This is a genomic window from Streptomyces sp. YS-3 (assembly GCF_045257485.1).
Lineage (GTDB): Bacteria > Actinomycetota > Actinomycetes > Streptomycetales > Streptomycetaceae > Streptomyces.
Window position 1 is genome coordinate 1 of record NZ_JBJHPC010000769.1, and the last position, 2,782, is coordinate 2,782.

The 2,782-nt window shown below is 72.6% G+C and carries 2 protein-coding genes; both read right to left on the reverse strand.

Annotated features, from left to right (window positions below; all coding sequences use genetic code 11):
* Positions 1 to 126: 126 nt before the first annotated feature.
* A complete protein-coding gene (locus tag ACJA3G_RS34520; RefSeq protein ID WP_406556979.1) occupies positions 127 to 1,161 on the reverse strand; it encodes a LacI family DNA-binding transcriptional regulator in 1,035 nt (344 codons plus the stop codon).
* A 154-nt stretch (positions 1,162 to 1,315) separates the two neighbouring features.
* Entirely contained in the window at positions 1,316 to 2,764 is a 1,449-nt protein-coding gene (locus ACJA3G_RS34525) for an APC family permease (RefSeq protein WP_406556980.1), read from the reverse strand.
* Positions 2,765 to 2,782: the final 18 nt, after the last annotated feature.

The following is a 2,782-nucleotide window of genomic DNA, read 5'->3' on the forward strand; positions in this document are numbered from 1 at the left end:
GGGGCGGCGGGGGGAGGGTGCCACTCCGCCGGTGGCCGGATTTCCGCCCTGTTTTTCCGCCCTGGGGCGTGTTGCGAAAGGAGCGCCGTCCGCCCGGCGGGGCAGGCGGGACTTTCGCACCACGCGCTAGGTGGAGTCGCGCCGCACCAGGCTCGCCCCCATCAGGTCCCGGCGCTCCCCCACCGCCGCCGGGTCGCGTACCGCCGCGTCCACCAGCTCGGCGAGGTGGCGGCCCGCCACGATGTCGATGCTGACGGTGGTCAGCCGGGGGCGCAGCAGCCTGCCGAGGAGCAGGTTGCCGGCGCCGACGACCGCCGTCCGCGCCGGGACGGCTATGCCCGCGTCCTGGAGGGAGCGCATCAGGAGCATCGCGTATTCGTCGTTGTACGCGAACACCGCGGACAGGCCCAGCCCCCGCCAGCGCCGGGCCAGTCCGGCCGCGGCCTCCTCCTCGTATGCCAGCTCCAGGGGCTCGACCACCGCGTCGGTGCCCGCGACGGCCTTGCGGGCGCCCGCGAGGCGGGGCCGGGAGAAGTGTTCGAGGCCGGGTTCCGCGGGCATCACGACGCCGATCCTGCGGTGGCCGCGCTCCAGCAGATGGGCGACCGCGCACCGTCCTATCGTCCGCTGGTCCATCGGCAGGGCGTGCGCGCCCTCGACGCGCTGCGGGCCGAGCGTGACCACCGCCCGCGCCCCGGCCCGCTTCAGCAGCTCGACGCCCCGCGCGGTCAGTTCGGTCTCGCCGAGCGAGATGACGGCGACCGGGCGCAGCTCGGCCCAGGCACGGGCCGCGTCGTCGGGTCCCAGGCCGAGGCTGCCGTACTGCACGACCGTGTAGTCCAGGCGGCGCAGCGCCCCCTGCAGTTCGTTCAGGAAGCGGCCGTGGAGCGGGCCGGCCGGGAGGTGCCCGCTGGGCAGCAGCACGATGCGGGTGCGGCCGGCGCGCAGGCTGCGGGCCGCGGCGTGCGGTACATAGCCGAGCTCCTCGGCGGCCTCGCGCACCCGGGCCCTGGTGGGCTCGCTGATGCGCACGGAGGAGGTGTTGTTGAGGACGTAGCTCACCGTGGCGCGTGAGACCCCGGCCAGCCGGGCCACGTCGGCGCTGGTCGGGACGGGCCGTTCGGCGGGCTGCGGCTGCTGCCGCTTCGAGGGATCGCTCATCGCGTTCGGCATCCTCGCAGAAGCACCGGTGCCGGGGTCCGGCGGTTGGCCGAAGTCGCCACGGAGGAACCGGACTTGAGCCTTCGGACCGGGCCGGACCGGGCCGGCCCCCGCCGGGAAGGGCGGGGGCCAACTCGCGTACGTGCCGGGCCCGTCAGGCGTCGACCTCGTCCGTCACCGGGTGCTCCAGATACTCCTCGCGCACCTCGCGCGGGCCGAACGGCCACACCTTCTCGAAGCGGGCCCACAGCAGATACGCCACACAGCCCAGCGCCACCCAGGCGAGCGACCATTCGATGGGGTGGCGGCCGGGGGAGTTCTTGTCGGCGTATCCGTAGATGACGAGCCAGCCGACCAGCGCGACCAGACCGGGCAGCGGATAGAGCCACATCCGGTAGGGGCGGCGCAGCCCGGGCTGACGGCGGCGCAGTACGGTCACGGCGGCGATCTGGGCGAGCGCCTGCACCAGCACCATCACCGTGGTGAGCAGCTGGATCAGGGTGGCGAGGTCGGTGTGGCGGCCGATGAGGAAGCCGACCGCCGTGACGGCGCCCATGGTGGCCAGGCCCACGGTCGGGAAGCGGTGGCGGGGGTGGAGCCGGGCGTAGGGGCGGAAGAAGACGCGGTCGCGGGCGGCGTCGTAGGGCACCCGGGAGCCGCCGAGCAGTCCGGTGAAGACGGAGGCGAAGGCGGTGACGAGGATGAGGACGGTGATGACGTCGGCGGCGCCCTTGCCCCAGGTCTTCTCCAGGACGGCGGACGCCACCGAGGTGGAGGCGATGTCGCCGGGGTCGGTCATCCGCTGCCAGTCGATGACGCCGAGGGTGCCGATCTGGAGCAGCAGGTAGATCGCCATGATGCCGAGGATCGAGAAGACGATGGAGCGCGGCAGGGTGCGGCCGGGGTTCTTGATCTCGGCGCCCATGTACGCGGTGGTGTTGTAGCCGAGGTAGTCGTAGATGCCGATGGTGAGACCCGCGGCGAAGCCGAGCCAGAAGTGGTCGCTGGTGAGCTCGAAGGCGCCCGAGGGGTAGGTGAAGGCGCGGTCGGCGCTGAAGTGGGTGGCCGAGGCGACGATGACCAGGGTCACCGAGGCGATCATCACGGCCCACATGACGGTGGTGATCCGCGCGATGTGCTCGATGCCGCGCCACAGCAGCAGGACGACCACCGCGATCACCCCGAGCCCGACCAGGTCGCCGCCGGTACTGCCCAGGTCCGGTGCCAGGTAGCCGAGGTACTGGACGAAGCCCACCACTCCGGTGGACATGATGAGCGGGATGAAGAGCATCGCCGTCCACACGAACAGGAACGGCATCAGGCGTCCGCTGCGGTACTGGAAGGCCTGGCGCAGATAGACGTAACTGCCGCCGGAGCCGGGCAGGGAGGCGCCGAGCTCGGCCCAGATCAGCCCGTCGGCGAGGGCGAGCACCGCGCCGGCGACGAAGCCGAGCACGGCCTGCGGGCCGCCGAAGGCGGCGACCATCAGCGGGATGGTGACGAACGGGCCGATGCCGCACATCTGGCTCATGTTGATGGCGGTGGCCTGGAAGAGTCCGATACGGCGGACGAAGCCGCCGGTCGGCGGCGGGGTTCCGGACACGAGGGGACCCTCCTGGGG

Excerpts from the sequence above, each read along its gene's own strand:
- ACJA3G_RS34520 (WP_406556979.1), bottom strand. The coding sequence starts at position 1,161 with ATGAGCGATCCCTCGAAGCGGCAGCAGCCGCAGCCCGCCGAACGGCCC.